Here is a 26,945-nt window from a genome sequence, read left to right on the forward strand (position 1 = left end):
GCGCCCCTCAAGCCGCTGCGCCGAACACCCGCCGCCACAACCCCGTCACCGCCTCGCGCTCCTTCCGGACGCTGTCCGGATCGACGCGCGCCTTCTCCATCCCGTCGAGCCGCAGCGTGTGTTGCAGCTTCCGATACCGCCGATAAGCCGCGCCGATCTCCTCCGCCTCATCGCCGGAAATCAGCCCGCTCTGCGCGGCGATCTTCAGCAGCGTGATGTTCCCCGCGTTGCGCACGAACTCGCGATGCGTCCGCGCATGCAGCAGCACCCAGTACTGCACGATGAACTCGATATCGACCATCCCGCCGCGATCGTGCTTCAGGTCGAACAGCTCCGTGCGGTTCGGGTGCCCGTCGGCGACACGCTCGCGCATCGCGACGATCTCGCGTGAAAGCGCCGCCGCATCGCGCTCGGTGACGAGCACGTCCGCGCGAATCGCTTCGAACTGCGCGCCGATGTCGGCATCGCCCGCGCTGAACCGCGCGCGCGACAACGCCTGATGCTCCCAGACCCATGCGGTATTCGCGGCATCGCCTTCGCGCATCTGATAGCGGCGGAACGCATCGAGACTCGTCACGAGAAAGCCCGACTCGCCGTTCGGCCGCAACCGCAAATCCACGTCGAACAGGGTGCCCGCGCCCGTCGCCGCCGTGAGCCACGTGATGAGACGGCGCGCGAACATCGCGTAGATGTCGGCGGCCGCGTCGTCGGGGTCGTCGTAGAGAAAAATGATGTCCAGGTCCGACGCGTAGCCGAGTTCCTTGCCGCCCAGCTTCCCGTACGCAATGACCGAAAAGCGCGGCGTCTCGCGATGCCGCTTCGGGAACTGCTTCCACACGGTCTGCACGGTCGCCTCGAGCACCGCATCGGCGAGCTCGGAAAGCCGGTCGCTCACGTGCTCGACACTCAGCCGCCCGGCCAGATCGATCAGCAGAATGCGGAACACTTCGGCTTGATGCGCGTGCCGCAGCAAGTCCATCTGATGCTCCGCATCTTCGGCGGCGGTCAGCCGCGCAAGCAGCGAGCGCTTGAATTCCGGCCAGTCGAAAGGACTCGCGATGGCTTCGTCATCGAGCAATTCGTCCAGCAATTGCGGATGTCGGATCAGATAACCGGCCGCCCAGCGCGAGCCGGACAGCACCGACAGCACGCGGTCGAGCGCCGCCGGATATTCCGTCAGCAAGGCGAGATAGGCGCCGCGTTTGGCCGTGGCTTCGAGCAGATCAAACAGGCGCGCGATGGTGTCGCCGCGGCGCGGGGCATCGATCGACTGCACCGCTTCCAGCGCGCGCTGCGCGACGATATCGAAACGCTCGCGGCTTCGCTCGGGCAAGCCCGCGTAGCGCGACGAATTCCAGACGCCGGTCAGCCGCGCGAGCACCGGCGACGGGTCTGCGAAGCCCAGCTCGGTCAGGCGCGAAGCCAGCTCCTCCTGCGCGGAATCGTCGGCGAGGGCGCTGCTCCATATCCACGATGCGGCGGAATCGTCGGCGACGCCGCAGCCTTTCTCGCCGCCCACCTTGTCGGCGAAGATCGCATCGAACTGCTGTTCGACGAACTTGCGATGCGCGTCCAGTTTCGCCATCAACGACGCGTAGTCCGCGAAGCCGAGCGACGCCGCGAGCAGCGCGCGCTCGTCGTCGGCGACGGGCATCGCGTGCGTCTGCGCGTCGTTGCGATACTGCAGCCGATGCTCGACCGTCCGCAGAAAGAGATATGCCTCGGTGAGCGCATCGCGAACGGCGGTCGAAACGAGCCCGTGCGCCTCCGCGCGCTCCAGCACGGCAAGCGTCGGACGGATGCGAAAATCCGCCGCCTGGCCGCCGCGAATCAATTGGAACACCTGCGCGCTGAATTCGATTTCGCGGATGCCCCCGCGCCCGAGCTTGATGTCGTCGGCCTTGTCGGGGCGCATCGACGCGCGCCGCCGCGCTTCCTGTCGTATCTGCTGATGCAGCGAGCGGATCGCCGCGATCACGCCGTAATCGAGATAGCGACGATAGATGAACGGCGTCGCGATTGCGTCGAGCTGCTTCGCGAGCCGTTGCGCGGAGTCGCTGTCGCGCTCGGACACGAGCCGCGCCTTGATCCACGCATAACGCTCCCACTCGCGGCCCTGCACGTAGAAATACTCTTCGAGCATGCCGAGGCTGCAGACGAGCGGCCCGGAATCGCCATTCGGACGCAGCCGCATGTCCACGCGAAACACGTAGCCGTCCTGCGTGATTTCCGCGAGCGCGCCGATCAGCCGCCGCCCGAGTCGCGTGAAGAATTCCTGCGTCGTCAGTGGCGAGCGCTTGCCGCCCGCCGTCTCGCCGTCTTCCTCGTAGACGAAGATGAGGTCGATATCCGACGATGCATTCAGCTCGCGCCCGCCGAGCTTCCCCATGCCGACGACGCCGAGCGTCAGCCGTTCGCCGTCGGGTCCGCGCGGCTCGCCGAACAGCGCTTCCAGATCCGCCGACAACACCGCGAGCGCACGTTGAATCGTGACTTCGGCGAGGTCCGTCATCGCTCCGGTGACTTCGGCGACATCGGCTGCGCCGGACAGATCGCGTTCCATCACCGTGCAGAACACATCGGTGCGCAGGCGGCGTAACGCGGTCTTGAGCGCGGCTTCGTCTAGCGCGCCGCTTTGGCCGCAACGCGTGCAGAGTTCATCGAGACGCGCTTCGATCCACTCGCGGGTGACGGGCGTCCGCGCCCACTGCGCGACATGCGCCGCGAGCTCGGGACGCGCCGCGTACGCACGCGCCGCATAGTTGGAGTAGCCGGAACTGCGCAGAGTCACATCGGTCATGAATGGTTAGGCTCGCTCGTTGCTTTGGGTCCTGCTCTGGATCTATCGCTGCTTGCCGACGCCGCGCGCGGTTCGCGTCCGCGGCCTTGCCGTCCTCGCCGTGAGGCTTGCGGGGCGCGGCTTTCCGGGCTTTTTCGAGTGCGCGGGCGAAGCCGTCCGGGACATACCCTGTGTTACATTGCAGCGTCAAACACGCAAAACTACCATATCGCCGAACAGCCGCAGCATGTCCGACAGCAGACGATCCGTCGACCCGACCGAAGTTGGACAAGCCAAGCCCAGCGGCAACGCCGAGCGGGTCCTGTCGCGTGTCTTCAAAGTCATTCTCGTCGTCGCCGCCGTGCTGTATTTCGCGGTGGCGGGCATCTATCTCGGCTTGCGCTACGCGGTGCTGCCGCAGATCGATTCGTTCAGGCCGGCGATCGAGCAGGCGGTGTCGTCGCGGATTCACGCGCAGCTTCGTCTCGGCCGGCTTTCCGCGCGATGGACGGGCATGCAGCCGACCATCGATATCGACAATCTTCGCATCGACGCCGCCGATGGCTCGCCCGGCCTCGCCGTGCCCCATGCGAGCGCGAGCATCGCGTGGCGGTCGCTGGTTGAGCTGAAGCCGAAGCTCGCCGATCTCACCGTCGATGGCCCCGACGTCATCATCGCGCGCAATGCGAACGGTGAACTGACGATCGCGGGCGTGCCCATCCCGGCGCGCCGCACCGGCTCCAACGCATTCACGACATGGCTGCTGGGACAGCAGCGCATCTTGCTGCGCGACGGCACGCTGCGCTGGCGCGACGCAAAGCGCGATGCGCCCGAGATCGCGTTCAAGCGCCTGAAGCTCGCAATGCTGAACGACGGCGCGCGTCACCGCCTCGCGCTGAACGCGCCCGCCGATGGCGACGTCCTTCATGGTCCGCTCGACTTCCGCGCGGACTTTCGCCACGAGCCGTTCACCGCGATGGGCGCGCCCGCGAACTGGACCGGCCGCGCATATCTTTCGACGGGCCCGGTCGACCTGCCGATGCTCGCGCGCTACGTGAAGATGCCGTTCGCGCTCTACGATGGCCGCATCGAAAACCGCATCTGGCTCAACTTCGCACGCGGCCAGTTGCAGGCGGCGACAGGCGATCTCGCGGGCGGGAACATCGCGCTGCGCGTGCGCGCGACGCAGCCGCGCCTCGATCTGCCGGTGGCGCGCTTCGCGTGGTCCGTCGACAAGCGCGACACCACGTACACGCTGAACCTCAGCGATGTCCGCGCCGAACTCGGCCAGCCCGCGCTCGACGACGGCACGCCGGTCGCACGTCTTCTGACCGCGCGGACCCTGACGGGCACGTATCGTCCCGCTTCGGTGAACAACGGGTTGCTGTTTCGCATCGCGGGCGATCAGGTCGATCTCGGCATCCTCGCGGAATTTGCGCGCACGCTCCCGCTGCCGTCGCGCGTGCTGAACGAACTGGTGCGCTTCAATCCGCGCGGGCAGATCGCCAATTACACGATCTACACCGAACGCGCCGCGCCCAGGACCGAAGAAGAAGCGAAGCAGCAGCGCGAAAAGGGCGATGCGAAGATCGTGCATTACGCGTTCAAGGCGGAACTGCAGGGCATCAGCGTCCAGGCGCAGGAGCCGCCGCCGGGCCTCACGATCAACAATCGTCCGCGCGCGGGCATTCCGGGTATCGAGAATCTGTGGGGCGTCGTCGACGCGAACGAGTCGCAAGGAAGCATCGCCATCGACACGAAGAACGCGGCCGTGACGATCCCCGGCGCATTCGACGACCCGCGTCTCACCTTCGATTCCCTGCAAGGCCGCGCGAGCTGGACCGTCGCGGACGCCATCGCGCCGGGCGAACTGCGGCGCGCGTTCACCATTCGTCTCGACACGCTGCGCATCAGGAATGCCGACGCCGAAGGCGAAGTCACCGCCGCGTACTGGAATCAGGGTCACGGGCGCGGCAATCTGGACCTCAAGGCCAAGGTCGATTATCTGAAGGCGACGCGCCTCGTCCGCTATCTGCCGACGAGCCTCAACGAACGCGTGCGCGTCTACCTCGGCCATGCGCTGCAGGCGGGCATCGCGCGCAACGGCACGCTCGAGATTCACGGCGACCTCACGCGCTTCCCGTACGCGAAGGCGCCGGATGCGGGCATCTTTCGCATCGAGGCGCCGTTCACGGGGGGCAAGTTCGATCCCACGCCGTTTCCGCCGCGCAAGATGCAGAACGGCCTGCCGAATTTCTGGCCGGCGTTCGAGGGCATCGACGGCACGTTCAGGCTCGCGCAAAACAAGCTGGCATTCGATATCCAACGCGGGCATTACAAGGGCGTCGCGGTATCGCGTGTGGCGGGACGTATCGACGATACGGGCAATCGCGAAACCAAGCTGTGGATCGACGGCGAAGCGCGCGGCCCGCTCGCCGACATGCTCGACTATGTCGATAACAGCTCGCTCGGCCTGATGGCGAAGCACGCGACGCGCAAGCTCGACGCGAAGGGCAACGCGGCGCTCGCGCTCACGCTCGGCATTCCGCGCTATCGGCCGCCGCCGCCCGAACCGCCTTTGCGCCCTGATTACAAGGGCTCGCTGACCTTCCTCGACAACGAGATCGCGTATGGCAATCTGCCGCCGCTCACGCATGTGCGCGGCCGCGCGAAGTTCGCCGCGAAGACCGTCACGGTCGACGCCCTCACCGCGCAACTGCTCGGCGGCGACGTGCGCGCGACCGGTGGCGTGCAGCCCGGCGGCAATTACGCGTTCGACGTGACCGGGCGCATCGGTCCCGACGCGGCGCAGCGCTTCGACGGGCGCATCGCGCCGCAAGCGGCGGCGTTGCTGAGGCGGATCGATGGCGCGGCGCCCTACGAACTTCATGTGCGCGGCGCGAAGAATGCGCTGCCGAACGTGCAGGCGAGCGCGGACCTGAGCGGCATCGGCATCGATCTTCCGGCGCCGTTCGGCAAGGCCAAAGGCGCACCGATGCCCTTCTCGCTCAGCTTCCAGCCGTCGCGCGGCGGCGCTTCCGGCCTGCACGACGCGCAGCTCGTCTTCGGCCCGCTTGCGGCGCATTACGAGTTGCAGCAGATCGGACGCGCGCAGGTGAAGGTCGATCCGCAAAACGTCGCCGAACCGATGAACGTGCGCGCGCAGCTGAAGCCCGTGCGCGGCGCGATCGCGCTGAACAAGCCCGCCGATCTGCCGGCTGAAGGCGTGAACGCCGTCGCGGACATGGCGACGCTCGATGCCGACGCCTGGCGCAAAGTGCTCGCCGATACGGCCGCTCCCGAGCCGCGCGCAACCGCCGCCGCCCGCGCGCCGGTGAACGACACCGTACGTCAATTCCTGCCGACGCGCGCGGCCGTTCACATCGGCACACTGAAGCTGCTCGACCGTCGCTGGAACGGCATCGACGTCAACGCGACTGATGATTCCGGGAAGTGGCAGGCGAAGATCGCGTCGGATGAGGTATCGGGCAACGTCGCCTTCACGCCCGCCGCGCCGAACGGAAGCCCCGGCGCGTTGCAGGCGCGGCTCGACAAGGTGGTGATCCCCGATAAATCGACGAACGCGCCCGCCGAAAAGATCGCGGGCAGGCCGCCGCGCAACATGCCGTCGATCGACGTGATCGTGAACGAGCTGATCTATCGCGGATACGGCCTCGGCCGCCTCCAGGCGGACGCGCACAATGAAGTCATCGCCGACGAACCGATTTGGACGCTCGACAAGCTGGAACTCGCCAATCCCGACGCGACACTCACCGCAACGGCAACGTGGCGCACGCTGCCCACGGCGACGAACGCAACCGATGATGACCGGACGCCGCGCCGCACATCGCTCGGCTTCACGCTCGATGTCGCCAATGGCGGGCAGTTTCTCGACCGCTTCGGCCTGCCGCACACCGTCAACGGCGGCGCGGGGAAGATATCGGGGCATGCGGCCTGGAACGGCAGCCCGGCGGCGGTCGACATGAAGACGCTCGACGGCAAGGTCGGCGTCGATCTTCGGCACGGGCAGATCCTGCGGGCGCCGGGCGCGGCGAAGTGGCTCGGCATCTTCAGCCTGCGCAGCATCGCCAATCTGCTGACGCTGCATTTCGAGGATGTCGTGGGCAAGGGATTGCCGTTCGAGAAGATCACGGGCAACGCGCGCATCGAGGACGGCATCAGCCGGACCGACGACCTGCTGATGGTCACGCCGCCCGCTCGCGTGCAGATGAAGGGCGTCGTCGATCTGCCGCAACAGACGCAGGACTTGCGCGTCAAGGTGGTGCCGACGGTCGGCGCGGGCGCGGTGGCGATCGGCGCGGCGGTGATCAATCCACTGCTGGGTCTGGGCGCGCTCGCCGCCGATCTCGCGCTCTCGAAATCCATCCAGAAGGCATTCGCGATGGACTATGCGATCACCGGCTCGTGGTCGAAGCCCGTCGTCCAGCGTCTGCATGGCGATCAGGGTAAGATCGAATCACCCGCGGCCGTCGCGATTCCGTCAGCCGCTCCATAACGCGGAGCGCACCATCGTTGCGCCTCGTCCAGCGTTCAGATTCACCAACCGGCGCACAACATGAACCAACAATCGAGCGAAAGCACGGCGCAGCCGTTTCACGTCGCCGCGCTGCAAATGGTGAGCACGCCCGACCGCGACCGCAATCTCGCCGACGCAGGACGGCTCATCGCCGAAGCGGCGCAAGCCGGCGCGCAACTCGTGCTGCTGCCCGAATACTTCTGCTTCATGGGCTTCAGGGACACCGACAAGCTCGCCATCCGCGAAACGCCCGGCGACGGGCCCATCCAGCAATTCCTGTCCGATGCCGCGCGGGAGCATCGCGTGTGGATCATCGGCGGGACGCTGCCGCTGAAATCGCAGGAAACGTCGCGCGTGCTCAACACCACGCTCGTGTTCAATCCGAGCGGCAAGGAAGCCGCGCGCTACGACAAGATTCATCTGTTCAGCTTCGAGAAAGGCGAGGAATCGTTCGACGAAGCGCGCACCATCTGTCCCGGCGGCGAAGTGCGGACTTTCGATGCGCCGTTCGGGCGCGTCGGCCTGTCCGTCTGCTACGACCTGCGGTTTCCGGAGCTGTATCGAAAGATGGGCGACTGCGCGCTGATCGTCGTGCCGTCCGCGTTCACTTACACGACCGGCAAGGCGCACTGGGAGACGCTGCTCAAGGCGCGGGCGATCGAAAACCAGTGCTACGTGCTCGCCGCGGCGCAAGGCGGCAAGCATGAGAACGGGCGGCGCACGTGGGGGCATAGCGTTCTCATCGACCCGTGGGGCGAGGTCATCGCGATGCGCGACGAGGGCGCAGGCGTCGTCGCGGGGGCGGTCGATACGGCGCGCATCGCCGAAGTGCGGCAGAGCTTGCCGGCGTATCGGCACCGGGTGATCGGCTGATCGGCTGATCGGCTGATCGGCTGATCGGCTGAACGGCTGAACGGCTGAACGGGCTTGAAGACGCGCGTTCCTCCCTGCACATGGTCTCACCGGCGCCGGACAGTAGAATAGTCCGACGCATTTCGCGCCTGATAATCACGCTTAATCACGCAATAGGCACCGCATGAACATCATCGAACCCGGCATTCGCAACCTCGTCACGGCAAAGGACGTGCTGCTGACGCCCTATGGCCTCGACGAAGGGGTCATCACGCGTACGCTCGCGGAAATCTTCACGCACCGCGTCGATTACGCCGATCTTTATTTCCAGTCCACGCGCAGCGAAGCGTGGAGTCTCGAGGAAGGCATCGTCAAATCGGGCAGTTTCAGCATCGATCAGGGCGTCGGCGTGCGCGCCGTCTCCGGCGAGCGCACGGCTTTCGCCTATTCCGACGATCTTTCGCCCGAATCCATCCGTCAGGCCGCGTACGCAACGCGCGCGATCGCCAAGGCGGGCGGCGGCAAGCACAAGGTGAAGCCGGCCAGCACGCTGACCGGCGTGTCGGGCCGCGATCTGTACCTGCCCGCCGATCCCCTTCATTCGCTCGATGCGAATGCCAAGGTGAAGCTGCTCGAGCGCGTCGAGCAGATGGCGCGCAGCCGCGATCCGCGCATCGTCCAGGTGATGGCGGGCCTCGCCGGCGAATACGACGTCGTGCTCGTCGCCCGCAGCGACGGCGCGCTCGCGGCGGACGTGCGCCCGCTCGTGCGCGTCTCGGTGACGGTGATCGCCGAGCAGAACGGCCGGCGCGAGATCGGCACGGGCGGCGGCGGCGGACGCTTCGATTACGGCTATTTCACCGACGACATTCTGAACAAGTACGTCGACGACGCCGTGCACGCGGCGCTCGTCAATCTCGAAGCGCGACCGGCTCCGGCGGGCGCGATGACCGTGGTGCTCGGGCCGGGCTGGCCGGGCGTGCTGCTGCACGAAGCGGTCGGCCATGGGCTGGAGGGCGATTTCAACCGCAAGGGATCGTCGGCGTTCGCGGGACGCATCGGCGAGCAGGTGGCGGCGAAGGGCGTGACGGTCGTCGATGACGGCACGCTGCCGAACCGGCGTGGCTCGCTCAATATCGACGATGAAGGCAACCCGACGCAGTGCACGACGCTGATCGAAGACGGCATTCTGAAGGGCTACATTCAGGATTCGCTGAATGCGCGGCTGATGAAGATGCCGGTGACGGGCAACGCGCGCCGCGAATCGTACGCCGCGCTGCCGATGCCGCGCATGACCAACACGTACATGCTCAACGGCGACAAGGACCCGCAGGAGATTCTCGCTGCGGTGAAAAACGGCCTGTACGCAGTGAATTTCGGCGGTGGCCAGGTGGACATCACCAACGGCAAGTTCGTGTTTTCGGCGTCCGAGGCGTACATGATCGAGGACGGCAAGATCACGTATCCGGTGAAGGGCGCGACGCTGATCGGCAGCGGGCCGGAATCGCTCAAGTACGTGACGATGATCGGCAACGATATGTCGCTGGATAGCGGCGTCGGCGTGTGCGGCAAGGAAGGCCAGAGCGTGCCGGTGGGCGTCGGACAGCCGACGTTGCGCATCGAGAAGATGACGGTGGGCGGCACGGTTTGATGCCTGCGGGTTTTCCGCATCGATGGCGTTTCGTCTTTCGTTCCGGACGGACTTCGATGCGGATTTCCCGCGTTTTGATGTAGCGCGGCTTGTCAGCGCCGCACGTTTGAGGTTATAAAGTCAGTCACAACTTTTTTCGACGTCCGATCCGACTCATGATGTCCGCCAAGTTTTATTTTTATTTCTTTTGGCATCTCAAGCCGCTGGCGGATCGAGAGGGTAAGTCGTACACAGGTTGAAAAACCGAATTCCCGAGAAAACCGCCAGCGAGTCTGGCGGTTTTTTTTCGCCTTCCCTTTGTTTAGAACATTGCCGTTGGAGAACCGCCATGCCCCCGCATAATACCGATGACGTTCGTATCCGTGAGTTGAAAGAGCTGGTGCCGCCGGCGCATCTGATCCGCGAGTTTCCCTGCACGGAGCCGGTGTCGGACCTCATCTTCAACGCGCGGCAATCGATGCATCGCATTCTGCACGGGATGGATGACCGGCTGATCGTGATTATCGGGCCGTGCTCGATTCACGATCCGAAGGCGGCGATGGAATATGCCGGGCGGTTGATCGAGCAGCGGAAGCGGTTCGCGGGTGAACTGGAAATCGTTATGCGCGTTTATTTCGAAAAGCCGCGCACGACGGTGGGCTGGAAGGGGCTGATCAACGATCCGTATATGGATAACAGCTTCAAGATCAACGACGGTCTGCGCAAGGCGCGTGAACTGCTGATGAATATCAATGAGATGGGGTTGCCGGCGGGCACGGAGTATCTCGACATGATCAGTCCGCAATATATCGCCGATCTTATTTCGTGGGGAGCGATCGGGGCGCGGACGACCGAGTCGCAGGTGCATCGGGAACTGGCTTCGGGGCTTTCTTGCCCGGTCGGGTTCAAGAATGGGACGGATGGGAATGTGAAGATCGCTGTGGATGCGATCAAGGCTGCGTCGCAGCCGCATCATTTCTTGTCAGTCACTAAGGGCGGGCATTCGGCGATTGTTTCTACGGCGGGTAATGAGGATTGTCACATCATATTGCGCGGGGGGAAATCGCCTAATTATGATGCTGCTTCAGTTGATGCGGCTTGTAGTGATATTGGCAAGGCTGGGTTGGCCGCGCGGTTAATGATCGATGCTAGTCATGCTAATAGCTCCAAAAAGCATGAGAATCAAATTCCTGTTTGTGAGGATATTGGGCGGCAACTCGCGGCTGGGGATGAACGCATCGTTGGGGTGATGGTGGAGTCGCATTTGGTTGCTGGACGGCAGGATTTGAAGGAAGGGGGTGAGCTGACGTACGGGCAAAGTGTTACCGATGCTTGTATTGGATGGGAGGAAAGTCTGGGGGTGCTTGAAGGACTCGCGGCTGCGGTGAAGCAGCGGCGAATTTTGAGGGGTGGGGGGAATTAAAGCACCAGACGTTGGGTGCTTAACCCACTTCGAACCGGAGTTTACTGTGCCGCTATGTCGTTCGCAAAATAATCTAATATAAAATCGTTGATGGCTACCTCATCGTCGATGAAGTTGGTCAAACGATCATAGCGGTGCTCATAAAGACTCCTGCGCGCATTCGTCTTTAAGGTGCGCAGGTTACAGAGATCCCGAGCCCGCGAATTGGCCGTGACTAGTCGCACTTCCTCGTCGACGTAGTTCGAGAATGCTCGGCTCGTTCTTTGAAGGTGACCGATTCCTGAGAATCCCGACTCTCCCCGCCGAGCCATCGCGCGCATAGCTTCGTTCTCGCGGCCGATGATCGTTTCATAGAATTGCTGAACCTGCCGCGCGTCGCGGATTGAGATGCGGACTGCCGACCGCGGCTGCTCCGGATGCAATGTCTGCTCGACCAACTCGTAGATAGCACTTGTGAACTTGGTAGCACTTCCGAGCAACGCATCAATTTGTTGCAGCGTTGTGACGCTGAAATCTGCCTCGTGCGCCACAATATGGCGGATGACAAAAATTTTCTCAATGTCAGCAAATATCGCCGACACATTGTCTAACGGAAAGGTGACCGGTCGCATAGCGAACGAGTCGAAATCCCTCCCACGCCGAATGCTGTCTTCGAAAAGATCTTCGCTGGACAAAGCTTCGTCTTCAGATTCAACGAACGGCTGTATCTCCGACAGCCAAGTCGCTAACGATTTCGAAACCCCATTTCCGTTCAACAAAGTCTCTAGATGCGACGCTATGTCGGACAAACTACTGATCGGCAAAAGATGTGAGACAAGATTTCCAAAAGTTATTTCGCGATCGCTTAGCGCCTTCGTCAAACGAAGATCGAAATGGAGTTTGTTTCTTAGCTTGTCCACCCTGTCGATATAAGGAGCCCCGTCATCCACTAATTTTTCTATCGCCTTACGCACAGAAACTTCAATGCAGGCGGCGATTCCAACAATAGAGAGGGAATTAAAAACTGAACTATCACCACGGCATTCTAATGCCAAGTCAATATCCTGCAACTCACTTCTCCCAGCCATGTACTTGCCGAAAGATCGCTTACGCTTTTCTTGTATCTCAGCTATTACGTCTCTGTCTTTCATTGCTTCTCATCCTTCATATTCCAACCCAAGCCTTCAAAGTTTCGAATTTCGTTCAAACTAGGATTGTTGGATCATGTCAAACCATGATGCTTCCACAACACATCACTCCCCCCATCCACCCGATTCAACACCCGCGCCACCACAAACAACAAATCCGACAGCCGATTGACATACCGCCTAGGCGCCTCATTCACCGCATCGGCCTCTTCCCGCCCAAGCGCCACAATAGCCCTTTCCGCCCGTCGACAAACCGTACGAGAAACATGCGCTAAAGCAGCGGCGCGAGAGCCTCCCGGCAGAATAAACTCCTTGAGAGGCGGCAAAGTCCCGTTATATTCAGCAAGCCACGAGTCCAGCCGTTCCAGATGCGAATCCGAAATCATCGAATGTCCGGGAATCGATAATTCCCCGCCCAGATCGAATAAATCATTTTGAATCCGGGTTAAAGCATCGCGAATATCAGTAGGCAACGGCTCGCACAACAAAACGCCAATCGAAGAATTCAACTCATCCACATCGCCAATGGCCGCAACGCGCGCATCGTCTTTCGAAACGCGGCGGCCATCGCCGAGACCGGTGGTGCCATCGTCGCCAGTGCGTGTGGCGATCTTGCTCAGACGGTGTCCCATTACTGCTCCTCGAATAGCCAAAAGATCGAAGCGTCAAAACCAGCCGCCCCATTATAGGCACGCCCCTCCTCGCCTTCGTCCAGCGCGTAAAATGAGATAACCATCACGGCAGCGCGCAAACCGCTCCGCGACCGCCATCAGAAACCGAAGAAAAAACTCCGGAGACGAAACCGTGAACCACCCCGCCGAACACGCCGCCATCCAGCAGGCGCGCCGCCCCTTCCCCGCCGCGCTCCTCGAATCGCTCAAAGAGAAGTTCGGCGACCGCGTCTCGACCGCCGATGCCGTGCGCCAACACCACGGCCGCGACGAATCGCCGTTCGACCCGCAACTGCCCGACGCCGTCGTCTTCGCGCGCAACACCGAAGACGTGCAAGCCATCGTCCGCCTGTGCGCGGAACACGACGTGCCGATCATTCCCTACGGCAACGGATCGTCGCTCGAAGGGCATCTGCTCGCGGTGCAAGGCGGCGTGTCGATCGACCTGTCCGAAATGAACAAGGTCATCTCGATCAACCCAGAAGACCTCACCGCAACCGTCGAACCGGGCATCTCGCGCAAGCAGCTGAACGAGGCGCTGAAAGACACCGGCCTCTTCTTCCCGATCGATCCCGGCGCGGACGCCAGCATCGGCGGCATGTCCGCGACGCGCGCCTCGGGCACCAACGCCGTGCGCTACGGGTCGATGCGCGAGAACGTGCTCGCGCTGACCGTCGTGCTCGCCGATGGCCGCGTCATCAAGACCGGCACCCGCGCGCGCAAATCGTCGGCGGGCTACGACCTCACGCGGCTCTTCGTCGGCTCGGAAGGCACGCTCGGCGTCATCACCGAAATCACCGTGCGGCTCTACCCGCAGCCGGAAGCGATATCGGCCGCCGTCTGCGCATTCCCGTCGATGGGCGACGCCGTGCGCGCCGTCATCGAAACGATTCAGATGGGCGTGCCGATCGCACGCGTCGAATTCGTCGATGCGCTCGCCGTTCGCGCCATCAATCGCCACTCGAACCTGACGCTGCGCGAATCGCCGATGCTGTTCTTCGAATTCCACGGCACCGAAGCGGGCGTCAAGGAGCAGGCGCAAACCGTGCAGGACATCACCGCGCAGAACAGCGGCACCGACTTCGACTGGGCGACGCGCCCCGAAGACCGCAGCCGCCTCTGGAACGCGCGGCACAGCGCCTATTTCGCGATGCTGCAACTGAAGCCAGGCTGCCGCGCCGTCACCACCGACGTCTGCGTGCCGATCTCGCGCCTCGCGGAATGCGTCGTGGAAACGGAGAAGGATCTGCTCGGCTCGTCGCTGCCGTGTCCGATCGTCGGCCATGTCGGTGACGGCAACTTCCACGTCGCGATGCTGCTCGATCCTGCCAAACCGGAGGAACTCGAAGAGGCGGAGCGGCTGAACCGCCGCATCGTCGAACGCGCGCTGAAAGTCGGCGGCACCTGCACCGGCGAGCACGGCGTCGGGCTCCACAAGATGGGCTTCATGGTCGACGAACACGGCGAGGACGCCATCGCGGTCATGCGATCCATCAAGCAGGCGCTCGATCCCAACAACCTGATGAATCCGGGCAAGATTTTCAGCTTCACGCAGTAACAAATCGGAAGCGCATCGGAAGCGCATCGGAAGCGCATCGGAAGCGCGCCGGATGGACGCAGAAGCCGCAAGCGCGCAGCATAATCATCGAACAAGCGCCAGCATCACTCACGACAGGCGCCGGGAGGAGACATGAACGCACCCGACGAACTCAAGCCGCCGCTCGCGCCGGCCGTATCGCCGAATCTGCCGCACGAGGTTTCGCCGGACCTGACGCCGGAGCAGCTCGCCGAGCGCCAGCGCGAAGTCGTGCAGGCGCTGATGGCCGTCCTGCCGACGCATTGCCTGCTCTTTCGCGACGAAGACACGTCCGTCTACGAATGCGATGGCCTCGCCGCCTACCGCCGCTTGCCGCTCGCGGTCGTGCTGCCGGAAACCGAGGCGCAGGTGCAGCGCGTCGTGCAAATCTGCGCGCGGCTCGCCGTGCCCATCGTTCCACGCGGCGCGGGCACCGGGCTGTCGGGCGGCGCCATGCCGATTCGTCACGGCATCGTGCTGTCGCTCGCGCGTTTTCGCAAAATCGTCGAGGTCGATCCCTACGCGCGCACCGCCACCGTCCAGCCAGGCGTGCGCAACCTCGCGATATCCGAGGCCGCCGCGCCCTATGGCCTCTACTACGCGCCGGACCCGTCGTCGCAGATCGCGTGCACCATCGGCGGCAACGTCTCCGAAAACTCGGGCGGCGTGCATTGCCTGAAATACGGCCTCACCGTGCATAACGTGCTGCGCGTGCGCGCGGTGACGATGGAAGGCGATGTCGTCGAATTCGGCTCGCTCGGACCGGATGCGCCGGGGCTCGACCTGCTGGCCGTGCTGATCGGCAGCGAAGGCATGTTCGCCATCGTGACCGAAATCACCGTCAAGCTGATCCCGAAGCCGCAGACCGCGCAAGTCATCATGGCGAGCTTCGACGATGTCGTGAAAGGCGGCAACGCGGTCGCGGCGATCATCGCGGCGGGCATCATCCCGGCCGGTCTCGAAATGATGGACAAGCCCGCGACGCGCGCCGTCGAGGAATTCGTCAACGCCGGTTACGATCTCGACGCCGCCGCCATCCTGCTCTGCGAATCCGACGGCACTTACGACGAAGTCACCGAGGAAATCGTCCGCATGACGGCGGTGCTGCGTGAGCACGGCGCGACGCGCATCCAGATTTCGCGCTCGGAAACCGAACGTCTCAAGTTCTGGTCGGGGCGCAAGAATGCGTTCCCCGCCGCCGGCCGCATCTCGCCCGACTACTACTGCATGGACGGCACGGTGCCGCGCCGCGCCATCGGGCCGCTGCTCGCGCGCATCGAAGAGATGGAGAAGAAGTACGCCTTGCGCTGCATCAACGTCTTCCACGCGGGCGACGGCAACATGCATCCGCTCATCCTGTTCAACGGCAACGATCTCGACGAGTGGCATCGCGCGGAAGCGTTCGGCTCGGACATTCTGGAAGCGTGCGTCGAGCTGGGCGGCACGGTGACGGGCGAGCATGGCGTGGGCATCGAGAAGATCAATTCGATGTGCGTGCAGTTCTCGCCGGAGGAGCGCGACGCGTTTCACGCGGTCAAGCGCGCGTTCGATCCGCCGGGACTGCTCAACCCGGACAAGGGCATCCCGACGCGCGCGCGCTGCGCCGAATACGGGAAGATGCACATCCGCGGCGGGCTGCTGCCGCATCCCGAACTGCCGCGCTTCTGAACCGGCGGCGCGCTGCGCTATCCACGTTTGTCCGGGTATGGCTGCGTTAAGCGGCCGGTACAATCGACCGGAAAGGCGGCACCGCCACTACAGCAGTCGAAACGAAGAGCGGGACATCCATGGAACAGGACGACATCGTCGCCGGCTGGTCGGAGCGGATCGCCCGGGCCACCGAGGCCGGCACGCCGCTGCGCATCCGGGGCGGCGGGACGAAGGACTGGTACGGTCAGACGCTCCAGGGTGAGATTCTCGATACGCGCGTGCACCGGGGTATCGTCGCGTACGACCCCGCCGAACTCGTCATCACCGCGAAAAGCGGCACCCCGCTAGCCGAAATCGAAGCCGCGCTGCGGGCGCATGGCCAAATGCTGCCGTTCGAGCCGCCGCACTTCGGCCGCAATGCGACGCTTGGCGGCTGCATCGCGGCGGGCATCGCAGGGCCGCGCCGCGCGTGGACCGGCGCGCCGCGCGATTTCGTGCTCGGCGCGGTCGTCATGAACGGGCGCGGACAGGTGCTGCACTTCGGCGGCCAGGTGGTCAAGAACGTCGCGGGTTACGACGTCTCGCGGCTTCTGGCGGGATCGCTCGGCACGCTCGGCCTGATTCTCGAACTGTCGATCAAGGTCCTGCCGCGCCCCGTCGCGGAAGCCACGCTCAAGTTCGACATGCACGCCACCGACGGCGTGCGCAAGCTCAACGAATGGGGCGGCCATCCCTTGCCGATCAGCGGCAGCGCGTGGCGCGACGGCACGCTGGCGCTGCGGCTTGCAGGCGCGGAAGCTGCTGTGAAGACTGCGCGCAATACGCTCGGCGGCGAAGTGGTCGATGCCGTCGAAGCCGACCGCTTCTGGATCGCCATGCGCGAGCAGACGGACCCGTTCTTCGCCGTGATCGAGCCGCGTTCCGCGCTCTGGCGTCTCGCGCTGCCGTCGATTGCCGAACCGCTGCATCTGCCGGGCGCGCAACTGATGGAATGGGGCGGCGCGCAACGCTGGTGGATCACGGACACGGATCCGCAGACCGTGCGCATCAGCGCGAAGCAGGCGGGCGGCCACGCGACGATCTTCCGCGCCGGCTCCGCCTACGACCGCAACGCGGGCGTGTTCACGCCGCTGCCCGCGCCGCTGATGAAGATTCATCGCGGGCTGAAAGCGGTGTTCGATCCGGCGCGCGTATTTAACCGCGGGCGGCTGTATCCCGACTTTTAGGCCAACCGAGCGGACCTGAGCGATGCAAACCAATCTCGCCGATTTCATCCGCAACACGGCCGACGGCGACGAAGCCGACGCCATCCTGCGCAAGTGCGTGCACTGCGGGTTCTGCACGGCGACCTGCCCGACGTATCAACTGCTCGGCGACGAGCTCGACGGGCCGCGCGGACGCATCTACCTGATGAAGCAGATGTTCGAAGGCGCACCCGTTACGCGCAGCACGCAAACGCATCTGGACCGCTGCCTCACGTGCCGCAATTGCGAAAGCACGTGCCCGTCGGGCGTGCAGTACGGCAAGCTCGTCGAAATCGGGCGCAAGGTGGTCGAAGAGAAGGTCGACCGGCCGATGCGCCAGCGCCTGCAACGCCGCTTTCTCGCGAGCTTCCTGCCGAACAGCACGCTCTTCACGCCGGCGATGAAGCTCGGGCAGCAGTTTCGCGGCATCCTCCCGCGCACGCTGCGCGCGAAGATTCCGGTCACCGAAAAGCCGCTCGCGCCGCCGACGCGCAAACATGCGCGCAAGATGCTGATGCTCGCGGGATGCGTGCAGCCCGCGATGATGCCGAACGTGAACATCGCGACGGCGCGTGTGTTCGATGCGCTCGACATCGAGATCGTGACTGCGCCGGATGCGGGCTGCTGCGGCGCGATCCGCCTGCATCTCGGCTATAACGACGACGCGCTCGGCGACGTGCGCAATAACATCGACGCATGGTGGCCTTACGTGGAGAACGGCGTCGAGGCCATTGTGATGAACGCGTCGGGCTGCGGCGCGACGGTGAAGGAATACGCGCACCTCATGCGCAACGATCCGATGTACGCGGAGAAGGCGCAGCGCATCGTCGATCTGACGCGCGATCTCGCCGAAATCCTGCCGCTGTACGAGGAAGAACTCGTGTCGATCGCGCGGCGGCGCGGCGTGCATACCGTTGCGTTTCATCCGCCGTGCACGCTGCAGCACGGGCAGCAGATTCGCGGGCGCGTCGAGCATCTGCTGACCGCGCTCGGCATCGAGGTGCGCCTGCCCGCGGACAACCACATCTGCTGCGGATCGGCGGGAACGTATTCGGTGCTGCAGCCGAAGCTCGCCTATGCGCTGCGCAACCAGAAGCTGGACCGGCTGGAGAAGACGGAGCCGCAGATGATCGTATCGGCGAACGTCGGGTGCATCGCGCATCTGCAAAGCGGGACGTCGACGCCGGTCACGCACTGGATCCAACTTTTGGAGCACCTGCTGTACGGGTAAGGGGATTCGTATAATCACTCGATCCGCTCTGAAAGTCGCTCACGCATGTCCATTGTTCAACATCTAGAAGAAGTCCGGCAACGTATCGCGCTGGCGGCACGAAGCGCATCGCGCGATCCGGCGTCGGTGAGGCTGCTCGCCGTTTCCAAAACCTTCCCCGCCGACGACGTGCGCGCCGCCTTCGACGCCGGCCAGCGCGCGTTCGGCGAAAACTACGTGCAGGAAGGCGTGGCGAAGATCGCGGCCCTCGCCGCGTTGCGCGGCGATATCGAATGGCATTTCATCGGACCGCTGCAGTCGAACAAGACGAAGCTCGTCGCGGAGCAGTTCGACTGGGTCCACTCCATCGACCGTCTGAAGATCGCCGAGCGGCTGTCGGCGCAGCGTCCGGAAGGCGCGGCGGCGCTGAATGTCTGCGTGCAGGTGAACGTGAGCGGCGAGGCATCCAAGAGCGGCGTCGAACCGGCCGATGCCGCCGCGCTCGCCCATGCGATAGCCGCCTTGCCCGGACTGCGGCTGCGCGGCCTGATGGCGATTCCCGAACCCGCCGATACGCTCGATGCCCAGCGCGCACCCCATGCCCGCCTGCGCGAACTGATGGACGCGTTGCGCGCCGACGGCCTCGATCTCGATACCCTCTCGATGGGCATGTCCGCCGACCTCGAAGCGGCCGTGCTGGAAGGCGCGACGATGGTCCGCATCGGCACCGCGATCTTCGGCGCGCGCGATTACACGAACTGATCAACCACTCGTTCTTTGGCTCAACTATGAAAATCGCATTCATCGGCGGCGGCAACATGGCCGCGGCGCTCATCGGCGGTCTCGTCAAACGCGGCGTCGCGCCGGCGGACATCTACGCCATCGACATCAACGACGACGCGCGCGCGCGCACCGCGAAAGAGTTCGGCGTCGCGACGGGCGCGGCCATCGACGCAACGCTCGCGGCGTACGACGCCATCGTTCTCGCGGTCAAGCCGCAAGTGCTCAAGAGCGTCGCCGAGGCGCTTGCGCCGCATCTGTCGCAGCAGACGGTCATCAGCATCGCGGCGGGCATCCGCGCGACGGACCTGTCGCGCTGGCTCAACGGTCACACGCAGATCGTGCGGACGATGCCGAACACGCCTGCGCTCATCGGCATGGGCGTGACCGGGCTTGCCGCGCTGCCGGGTGTCGGCGATGCAGCGAAGGCGCTTGCATCGCGAGTGCTCGAAGCAGTCGGCACGACCGTCTGGTTCGACGACGAAGCCAGGCTCGACGCCGTCACCGCCATTTCCGGCAGCGGCCCGGCGTACGTGTTCTATTTCATCGAAGCGATGCAGGAAGCGGCACGCGCTCTCGGGATGGACGACGACCAGGGCCGCGCACTCGCGGTCGCGACGTTCACCGGCGCGGCGCAACTCGCGGCGCAATCGGGCGAACCGGCGAGCGTCTTGCGTGAGCGCGTGACGTCGAAGGGCGGCACCACGGCGGCGGCGCTGGCGTCTTTCGACGCGCAAGGCGTGAAGGACGCGATCGTGCGCGGCGCGCTGGCCGCGCAAGCGCGCGCGAGGGAGATGGGGGATGAGTTGGGCGCGGCGTGAGAGTCAGCCGATATAAATCACGTTCTCTCGCTGCGAAATGTGCTGGCGCACCGGATCGCGATCGCTGACCGCGAGCATGTTCGGATCGACGTCGTAAAAATCGGCATAACCCGCACCCGCAAGAAACTTGCGGATGTCCTGCGCGTCGCTTTTCAGCGTTTCCACGAGGATGATCGGCGCGCATCTTTTCAAGGTTTCTTTCGCGCCTTCGAGCACGTCGAGCTCCATCCCCTCGACATCGATCTTGAGGAAATCGACACGTTCCAGTTGAAGGGAATCGATGCTGACCATCGGCACCTTGATGCCGCGGCCAGAATCCTAAGACACCTCCTGGCCGACGCTCAGCGTGTCTTTCATCTCGCGCAGTTCAAGACTGCCGAAACTTCCGGCCGCGTAATAATCGGGCTGCGGAATTTCGATCTCGCCGACGCGCTCCCCTAGCGCGGCTAGCTTGGCACGCGCATTCAGGCAATTGTTAATGGCGAGATTGCCGGCCAGCGCGTAATACACGATTTCCTGCGCCTCGAAGCTGAGAACACGCCCCCAGCCGTACATTCGGCGCGCCCATTCGATCGAATGAACCCCGACATTCGCGCCGCCATCGATGGCAAAAACACCGTCGCCAAAATGGCGGCGGCGCAGTTCGAGCAACTGAAGGACGAAAGCAATCTCGCCCGCATCGAAACATGATTTGCTGAGCAACTGATGACCGACGCCGTAAGCGAAACCTTCCTTGATGGCGATATCGTTTCGATTGACGATCATGGTGCCATGATTCGACGCGGCGAGTACGTAAGCAATGGGGCGTTCCGGAAATGACATGGCTGCAATCTGTTTGAAAGGTATCTGGCCAGTGCAATGTCTGAATGACCGGATGCAACGCCGATCGACCGCGACGACTGTGATATTAGTGCGCGGCCCGGAATGCCGCGGCCGCAGCACTGCTTCCGTGCAAAGGATCCGGTCCGAATGCGTCGCGAGCTTTCATCAGTAGACAAATGTGGCCGACGCTCAATGTCTTTCATCTCGCGCAGTTAAAGACTGCCGAGACTCGCACCCCGTAATAATCGGTTCCGAAGCGCAATGTCACCGCGCGCGCCTAGCGCGGCCGGTTTCACACGGGCATCCAGACAATTCTTGCTCGCAGATTTGTCACCATTGCGCAATGAACGATTCCTGTATTTCGAAACTTGGCATGCGCGCCCAGCCTGCATTCGGCGTTCATTCGATTGAACGAACGCCGACATTCGCGCCGCGACGCGACGAGAACGTAAGCAATCGGGGCGCTTTGCTTATGCTGTAGTTCAGAGAAACACTGAAAATCATCGCGCCGGTTTATGTCCGGATGCCCGAATGCAACGTCATTCGCCTGGCGGCGGTGTCATATCAGTGACCGGCCCCAATGACGCGCCGTTACGTTACAGCTTTTGCACTACCAATTCGATGCCGCACTCGGAGAAAGCGGTGCGCGTCTGATCGAATCGTTGCACGCCCCGGAGGAACGCATGATCCAGGCGCTCGACTTTCTGCACGTTCACTTCTCCATCGAATTCCCGCAGAAGATCGAGCACGTTGATCGATACCGGCGACCAGCTCGTGCGCTTGAACATCGTAAACGTGTGCTTGTGATCGAGATTGAATGTCGATGGCCACACGCCCTGCTCGTACAGGTCCTCGTCGGGCACGGTGATGACGAGATGACCGCCCGGCTTCACCACGCGCAGCCAGTTACGCAACGCGATACGCGGATCGACCATGTGTTCGAGACAGTGCCCGGAATACGCGAAATCGAAGGCTTCGTCGGGTACATTCGCGAGATACTGGGCATCACCTTGCGGCATGTCGTAGACGGTCACGGCCTGAATGCGCGGGAAGAGTTGCGCATACACGGCGATGCTGTCCGGTCCCCCGCCGATGTCGATACCCACGCCCGCGAGCCAGCGATTGCTGAAGCGAGCGTCCTGCAGCCGGCGGTTGAGCGATATACAGGTCGTGCCGGGCACGTCCATCTGCAGCACGAACGGCTGCGTGATATCGCCCGGGAGAACCCATGCGCTCAGGTCGTAGTCGCCCCATGCGCGTGGCCAGAGCACCGCGTAACCCGTGTCTTCGGAGAGCCAGCGCAGGGCGTGCGTGGCTTCGAACTCGGCAAGCAGCGCGAGCAATCTCGCTTCCTGATCGAAGCCGTGCGCGACTGCATCCGGCAGCGGGCCGTGCGCCACCTGAAAACCGCGGCGATAAATGCGTACATCGTCGATCACGATGAGCGCATTGGCGGCACGGCCCTTCAGTAATGCGAGTTCGTCTATGAGTGGCAGACGCGTGGGAGGCGAATGGCTCGCGTCGTTATAGCTTTTGCCGCCGTAATCGGCGCCGGGAAAGTGCGCGTCCAGAAAAACGAGACACCGCTGTTCCGCGAGTGCGCTTTTCACGCGGTCGGATTCTAGAAAAGCGACACTGTCCGAATTCGCCACATGAAGCTGGTCGTGCTGCTGTGCTTTTCGATAAAGGTCTTCGTGAATCTCGCACGAAAGCGCATAACGCACACCGCTCGCCAAAGCAACGTTACAGGAGTTCCCGAGACCGTAACCTGTTTCGATAAAGTGCGTAATGTTATGTCGGGCAACCAGTGTTGCAACGTTGAACCGTGTAAGACCACCCATGATTATTTGCCGTAATGAGGTTGAAAACTGTCACGCGCAGGAGTCATCATTGGTGATTAACGCGACAGTTGATTATTTAATGCCTCGAGACAGCTATCGCGAGACAATCGAGAAGACGTGAAGACATTCGAATGGCAGACACGCCCGATGACTTGCGACAATAACAAAATGCTTACGCGTATGACGATCTGCGCCAACAATTTTATCTTTTAGGCGATTCAATCAGGATTCGTCGCGAGCTTTCGCGCGACGACGAACGGCGACTTCCGCGAAAGGAAGCCACCGCGAACAGAAGGTCAGAAAACGATTAGCCGGCGAGCGCGTAGTGCAGCGCAATTCCCGCGAACAGCACGCCGCCGAGCCAGTTGTTGTGCTTGAATGCGGCGAAACAGGCCATGCGCTCGCGGTTGCGTATCAGCACATAGTGATACACCGCGCAGCCCGCCGCAGCGAGCCAGCCCAGCCAGTACGGCCAGCCGAAATGCAGCGCCACGCCGATACCCGCGTACACCGCGAGCGTCGCCGCGTAGCAGAGCATGACGGCGAGCACGTCGTAGCGGCCGAAGGTGAGCGCCGATGTGCGGATGCCGATCTTGATGTCGTCGTCGCGATCGACCATCGCGTATTCGGTGTCGTAGGCGACGGACCAGCACACGTTGGCGGCCAGCATGATCCACGCGAGCATCGGCACCTGATCCTGCACGGCGGCGAAGGCCATCGGGATGCCGAAGCCGAACGCGATGCCGAGATACGCCTGCGGTATCGCGAAGAAGCGCTTCGTGAACGGATACGTGCCCGCGACGAACAGCGCGAATACAGAGAGCTGTTTTGTGAGCGTGTTGAGCGGAAGGATCAGCAGAAACGCGACGAGCGACAGCGCCGCCGCGAGCGCCACCGCTTCCCACGCCTTGATCTTGCCGGAGGTGATCGGCCGCTCGGCGGTGCGCTTCACGTAGCGGTCGAAATCGCGATCGGCGTAATCGTTGATCGCGCAGCCCGCGGAACGCATGAGGAGCGTGCCGATCGCGAAGATGACGATCAGCATCAGCGATGGCCGCCCATCGGACGCGATCCACAACGCGTTGAGCGTCGGCCACAGGAGCAGCAGGCTGCCGATGGGCTTGTCGAGGCGCACGAGGCGCATATAAAGCGGGAGACGGGCGAGCATGGCAAGCGGCATGAAGTCGGTGGGCTATTTTAGACCAGCATGCCCGGCGCGGACTTTCGCGGGCTCGACGCCCAAAAGCAAAAAACCCGTGCTTTCACATCGCACGGGTTCTTGTCTGCATCGAAGCGGCGCCGCTTCACGCGAGCATCGAGCGCAGCATCCACGCAGTCTTTTCATGCGTCTGCATGCGTTGCGTGAGCAGGTCGGCGGTCGGCTCGTCGTTCGCGGCTTCCGTTGCCGGGAAGATCTCGCGTGCGGTGCGCACCACCGCTTCCTGGCCTTCCACCAGCTGGCGGATCATGTCTTCCGCTTCCGGCACGCCTTCCGCTTCCGGAATTGACGACAGTTTCGCGAAGTCGCGATAGCTGCCCGGCGCATGCACGCCCAATGCGCGGATGCGTTCCGCGATGGAATCGACGGCCGTCGCGAGTTCCGTGTACTGCGTCTCGAACATCAGATGCAGCGTGTTGAACATCGGACCGGTCACGTTCCAGTGAAAGTTGTGCGTCTTCAGATACAGCGTGTACGTGTCTGCCAGCAGCCGCGAGAGACCGTCGGCGATGCGCTTGCGATCCTTGTCGCTGATGCCGATATTGACGGCCGGTGCTGGAATGCCATTTTTCTTCGCCATGATGACTCCGTGAGAGAGTGATTCGAACGTTATGCATGCCGTGCCGGCGTACGGATCTCGGACTCCGATCGTTTCGCCGGCCGACGTTTTCGAGCGCTCGACAGTTTATCTTAGAAACGCGTGTGCTTTCCTGTCGGCGAGTGCCGCAAAGCGATGCGAGCCGCGTCGGGGCGGCCGCATCCTCCCGCCGCCTTCAGGCGAAAGCGCCCGCGCCCGCGCCATGCAACGCACTCACGACGACGAGTCCATAACCGCCCGCGACGATGCCGAAGGCCAGCGCCACGCGCACGCCGCGCGATGCCTGGCGGCTCGTCGCTTCGACGCGGTTCACCGCCTGTCCGATGATGCTGATTGCCTGAGTCATATGCTTTCTCCTTGCTTCATCGCAGCCGCCGCGAGCCTCGCGTCAGACGGCTGCCGTATCGTTTTCGTCGATCTCGACGCGCTGCCCGAGTGCCGCGAGCGCATGGGCGACACCGCGCGCATAGGCCGGATCGGCGCGCTGGAAATGCTGCAATTGCCGTGCGACGATCTCGTCCGGCACGCCACGAATGTGCCGCGCGATGTTGCCGAACAGACGCTCGCGCTGCGCATTGTCGAAGAGGCGGAACAACGCGCCCGGCTGCGAGTAGTAGTCGCCGTCCTCGCGATGGTCATAGCGATACACTGCGCCCGCCGCGAGCGGCGGTTCGTTGACGCTGGCATCCTGCGCGAACTCGCCGAAGCGGTTCGGCTCGTAATTCACCGTGCCGCCGAGATTGCCGTCGACGCGCATCGCGCCATCGCGATGGAACGGATTCGCCATCGGCGCACGCGATGCGTTCACGGGAATCTGATGGTGATTGATGCCGAGCCGATAGCGCTGCGTGTCGCCATAAGAGAACAGCCGCCCTTGCAGGAGCCTATCCGGCGAGAAGCCAATGCCCGGCACCACGTTAGCCGGCGTGAACGCCGCCTGTTCGACCTCCGCGAAGTAGTTCTGCGCGTTGCGATTCAGTTCGATGACGCCGACATCGATCAAAGGAAAATCTGCGTGCGGCCACACCTTAGTGATGTCGAACGGATTGATGCGGTAATTCGCCGCTTCCGCTTCGGTCATCACCTGGATGCGGAAATTCCAGCGCGGGAAATCGCCGCGGTCGATATTCTCGACGAGATCGCGCTGCGCGCTTTCGCGGTCATTCGCGATTACGGCGGCGGCCTCGGCATCCGTAAAGTTCTCGAGCGGTTGCTGCGACTTGAAATGGAACTTCACATAGAAGCGCTCGTTGTCCGCGTTGACGAACGAGAACGTGTGCGAGCCGAAACCATGCATTTGCCGATAATTCTTCGGAATGCCGCGGTCGCTCATCAAAATGGTCACCTGATGCAGCGATTCCGGATGGCGCGACCAGAAATCCCACGCCGCCACGTTGTTGCGCAGGTTCGTGTACGGATCGCGCTTTTGCGTGTGGATGAAGTCGGGAAACTTCAACGGATCGCGGATGAAGAACACCGGCGTGTTGTTGCCGACGACGTCCCAGTTGCCTTCTTCCGTGTAGAACTTGATCGAGAAACCGCGCACGTCCCGCTCGGCGTCGGCGGCGCCGCGTTCGCCCGCCACGGTCGAAAAGCGCATGAAGATGGGCGTTTCCTTGCCGATCGCGGAAAAGAGCTTCGCCTTCGTGTAGCGCGAGATATCGTGCGTCACGCGGAACGTGCCGAACGCGCCGGAGCCTTTGGCGTGCACGCGGCGCTCGGGAATCACTTCGCGGTCGAAATGGGCGAGTTTTTCGAGGAGCCAGAAGTCCTGCAGCGTCACCGGGCCGCGCGGGCCGGCGGTCTGCGAGTTCTGATTGTCTCCGACAGGCGCGCCGGCGGCGGTCGTGAGTCGTTGGGTCGTCATCGTGATGCTCCTGGTTTGTGTTCGCTTGGGATGATGGATGCGTCGCTCACGCGGTGCGGGCGAAGTCGGCGAGAATGCGAAGCGCGACGCCGCGCAGCTCGGACCACGCGGTCTGGGGGCGGGCGTTGAAGTGGTGGGTGGTCATCGCTTCTCTCGTGGCTGGACTCATGAGACGAAGCATAACGAAACCTATCGAATACTTGTATTCGATTAATTTTATCTATTCGATAGGTCGCCGTGGAAAACAAGACGGCCTGCGCAAAGGCAGGCCGTCGTAGCTGTTTTAGGACTGCCCTGC

18 protein-coding genes and 1 pseudogene are annotated in these 26,945 nt (G+C 63.2%); 10 read left to right on the forward strand and 9 right to left on the reverse strand.

Annotated features, from left to right (window positions below):
- Positions 1-7: 7 nt before the first annotated feature.
- Positions 8-2,800: a bifunctional [glutamate--ammonia ligase]-adenylyl-L-tyrosine phosphorylase/[glutamate--ammonia-ligase] adenylyltransferase gene (glnE, locus tag P9220_RS01870; protein ID WP_309763313.1), complete on the reverse strand. Its 2,793-nt coding sequence runs from the start codon at positions 2,798-2,800 to the stop codon at positions 8-10.
- Between the two features lie 226 nt (positions 2,801-3,026).
- On the opposite strand from glnE, the gene P9220_RS01875 reads away from it, so the two are divergent.
- The 4 genes from P9220_RS01875 (at position 3,027) to aroG (ending at position 11,221) form a co-directional block, all read left to right on the forward strand.
- Positions 3,027-7,295 (forward strand): AsmA-like C-terminal region-containing protein, encoded by a 4,269-nt coding sequence (locus P9220_RS01875; RefSeq protein WP_309763314.1) that lies wholly within the window; start codon positions 3,027-3,029, stop codon positions 7,293-7,295.
- Positions 7,296-7,355: 60 nt separating this feature from the next.
- Complete coding sequence (locus tag P9220_RS01880) at positions 7,356-8,189, forward strand: carbon-nitrogen hydrolase family protein (RefSeq protein WP_309763315.1); 834 nt, start codon at positions 7,356-7,358, stop codon at positions 8,187-8,189.
- Positions 8,190-8,352: 163 nt separating this feature from the next.
- Positions 8,353-9,819, forward strand: a complete 1,467-nt coding sequence (gene tldD / locus P9220_RS01885) for a metalloprotease TldD (RefSeq protein ID WP_309763316.1) — start codon at positions 8,353-8,355, stop codon at positions 9,817-9,819.
- 328 nt (positions 9,820-10,147) lie between these two features.
- Positions 10,148-11,221, forward strand: a complete 1,074-nt coding sequence (gene aroG, locus P9220_RS01890; protein ID WP_309763317.1) for a 3-deoxy-7-phosphoheptulonate synthase AroG — start codon at positions 10,148-10,150, stop codon at positions 11,219-11,221.
- A gap of 41 nt (positions 11,222-11,262) precedes the next feature.
- Here aroG and P9220_RS01895 read toward each other — a convergent pair whose 3' ends face one another.
- A complete protein-coding gene (locus tag P9220_RS01895; protein ID WP_309763318.1) occupies positions 11,263-12,351 on the reverse strand; it encodes a hypothetical protein in 1,089 nt (362 codons plus the stop codon).
- Between the two features lie 71 nt (positions 12,352-12,422).
- Positions 12,423-12,980, reverse strand: coding sequence for a cob(I)yrinic acid a,c-diamide adenosyltransferase (locus tag P9220_RS01900; protein WP_309763319.1), 558 nt, complete (start codon positions 12,978-12,980; stop codon positions 12,423-12,425).
- A 172-nt stretch (positions 12,981-13,152) separates the two neighbouring features.
- Here P9220_RS01900 and P9220_RS01905 point away from each other — a divergent pair, with 172 nt between their 5' ends.
- The 6 genes from P9220_RS01905 to proC all read left to right on the forward strand — a co-directional run bounded on the left by P9220_RS01905 (position 13,153) and on the right by proC (position 20,300).
- Positions 13,153-14,577, forward strand: coding sequence for an FAD-linked oxidase C-terminal domain-containing protein (locus P9220_RS01905; RefSeq protein WP_309763320.1), 1,425 nt, complete (start codon positions 13,153-13,155; stop codon positions 14,575-14,577).
- Between the two features lie 132 nt (positions 14,578-14,709).
- Positions 14,710-16,263, forward strand: coding sequence for an FAD-linked oxidase C-terminal domain-containing protein (locus P9220_RS01910; protein WP_309763321.1), 1,554 nt, complete (start codon positions 14,710-14,712; stop codon positions 16,261-16,263).
- Positions 16,264-16,382: 119 nt separating this feature from the next.
- On the forward strand, positions 16,383-17,471 hold the full coding sequence (glcE, locus tag P9220_RS01915; RefSeq protein WP_309763322.1) for a glycolate oxidase subunit GlcE: 1,089 nt from the start codon (positions 16,383-16,385) through the stop codon (positions 17,469-17,471).
- A 22-nt stretch (positions 17,472-17,493) separates the two neighbouring features.
- A complete protein-coding gene (gene glcF / locus P9220_RS01920; RefSeq protein ID WP_309763323.1) occupies positions 17,494-18,720 on the forward strand; it encodes a glycolate oxidase subunit GlcF in 1,227 nt (408 codons plus the stop codon).
- A 45-nt stretch (positions 18,721-18,765) separates the two neighbouring features.
- Positions 18,766-19,461, forward strand: a complete 696-nt coding sequence (locus P9220_RS01925) for a YggS family pyridoxal phosphate-dependent enzyme (RefSeq protein WP_309763324.1) — start codon at positions 18,766-18,768, stop codon at positions 19,459-19,461.
- A 26-nt stretch (positions 19,462-19,487) separates the two neighbouring features.
- Entirely contained in the window at positions 19,488-20,300 is an 813-nt protein-coding gene (gene proC, locus P9220_RS01930) for a pyrroline-5-carboxylate reductase (protein ID WP_309763325.1), read from the forward strand.
- A gap of 3 nt (positions 20,301-20,303) precedes the next feature.
- On the opposite strand, the pseudogene P9220_RS01935 reads toward proC, so the two are convergent.
- From P9220_RS01935 to P9220_RS01960, 6 genes and pseudogenes are all read right to left on the reverse strand, one after another.
- A pseudogene (locus P9220_RS01935) lies at positions 20,304-21,122 on the reverse strand (FkbM family methyltransferase).
- A 596-nt stretch (positions 21,123-21,718) separates the two neighbouring features.
- On the reverse strand, positions 21,719-22,732 hold the full coding sequence (locus P9220_RS01940) for a class I SAM-dependent methyltransferase (RefSeq protein ID WP_309763326.1): 1,014 nt from the start codon (positions 22,730-22,732) through the stop codon (positions 21,719-21,721).
- Positions 22,733-23,270: 538 nt separating this feature from the next.
- A complete protein-coding gene (gene ubiA, locus P9220_RS01945) occupies positions 23,271-24,131 on the reverse strand; it encodes a 4-hydroxybenzoate octaprenyltransferase (protein WP_309763327.1) in 861 nt (286 codons plus the stop codon).
- A 136-nt stretch (positions 24,132-24,267) separates the two neighbouring features.
- On the reverse strand, positions 24,268-24,762 hold the full coding sequence (locus P9220_RS01950) for a Dps family protein (protein ID WP_309763328.1): 495 nt from the start codon (positions 24,760-24,762) through the stop codon (positions 24,268-24,270).
- Positions 24,763-24,955: 193 nt separating this feature from the next.
- Positions 24,956-25,126 carry a hypothetical protein gene (locus tag P9220_RS01955; RefSeq protein ID WP_309763329.1) on the reverse strand — a complete coding sequence of 57 codons (171 nt, stop codon included), beginning with the start codon at positions 25,124-25,126 and terminating at the stop codon, positions 24,956-24,958.
- A 42-nt stretch (positions 25,127-25,168) separates the two neighbouring features.
- Positions 25,169-26,647: a catalase gene (locus tag P9220_RS01960; RefSeq protein WP_309763330.1), complete on the reverse strand. Its 1,479-nt coding sequence runs from the start codon at positions 26,645-26,647 to the stop codon at positions 25,169-25,171.
- Positions 26,648-26,945: the final 298 nt, after the last annotated feature.

It is taken from the genome of Caballeronia sp. LZ016, assembly GCF_031450805.1.
GTDB lineage: Bacteria > Pseudomonadota > Gammaproteobacteria > Burkholderiales > Burkholderiaceae > Caballeronia.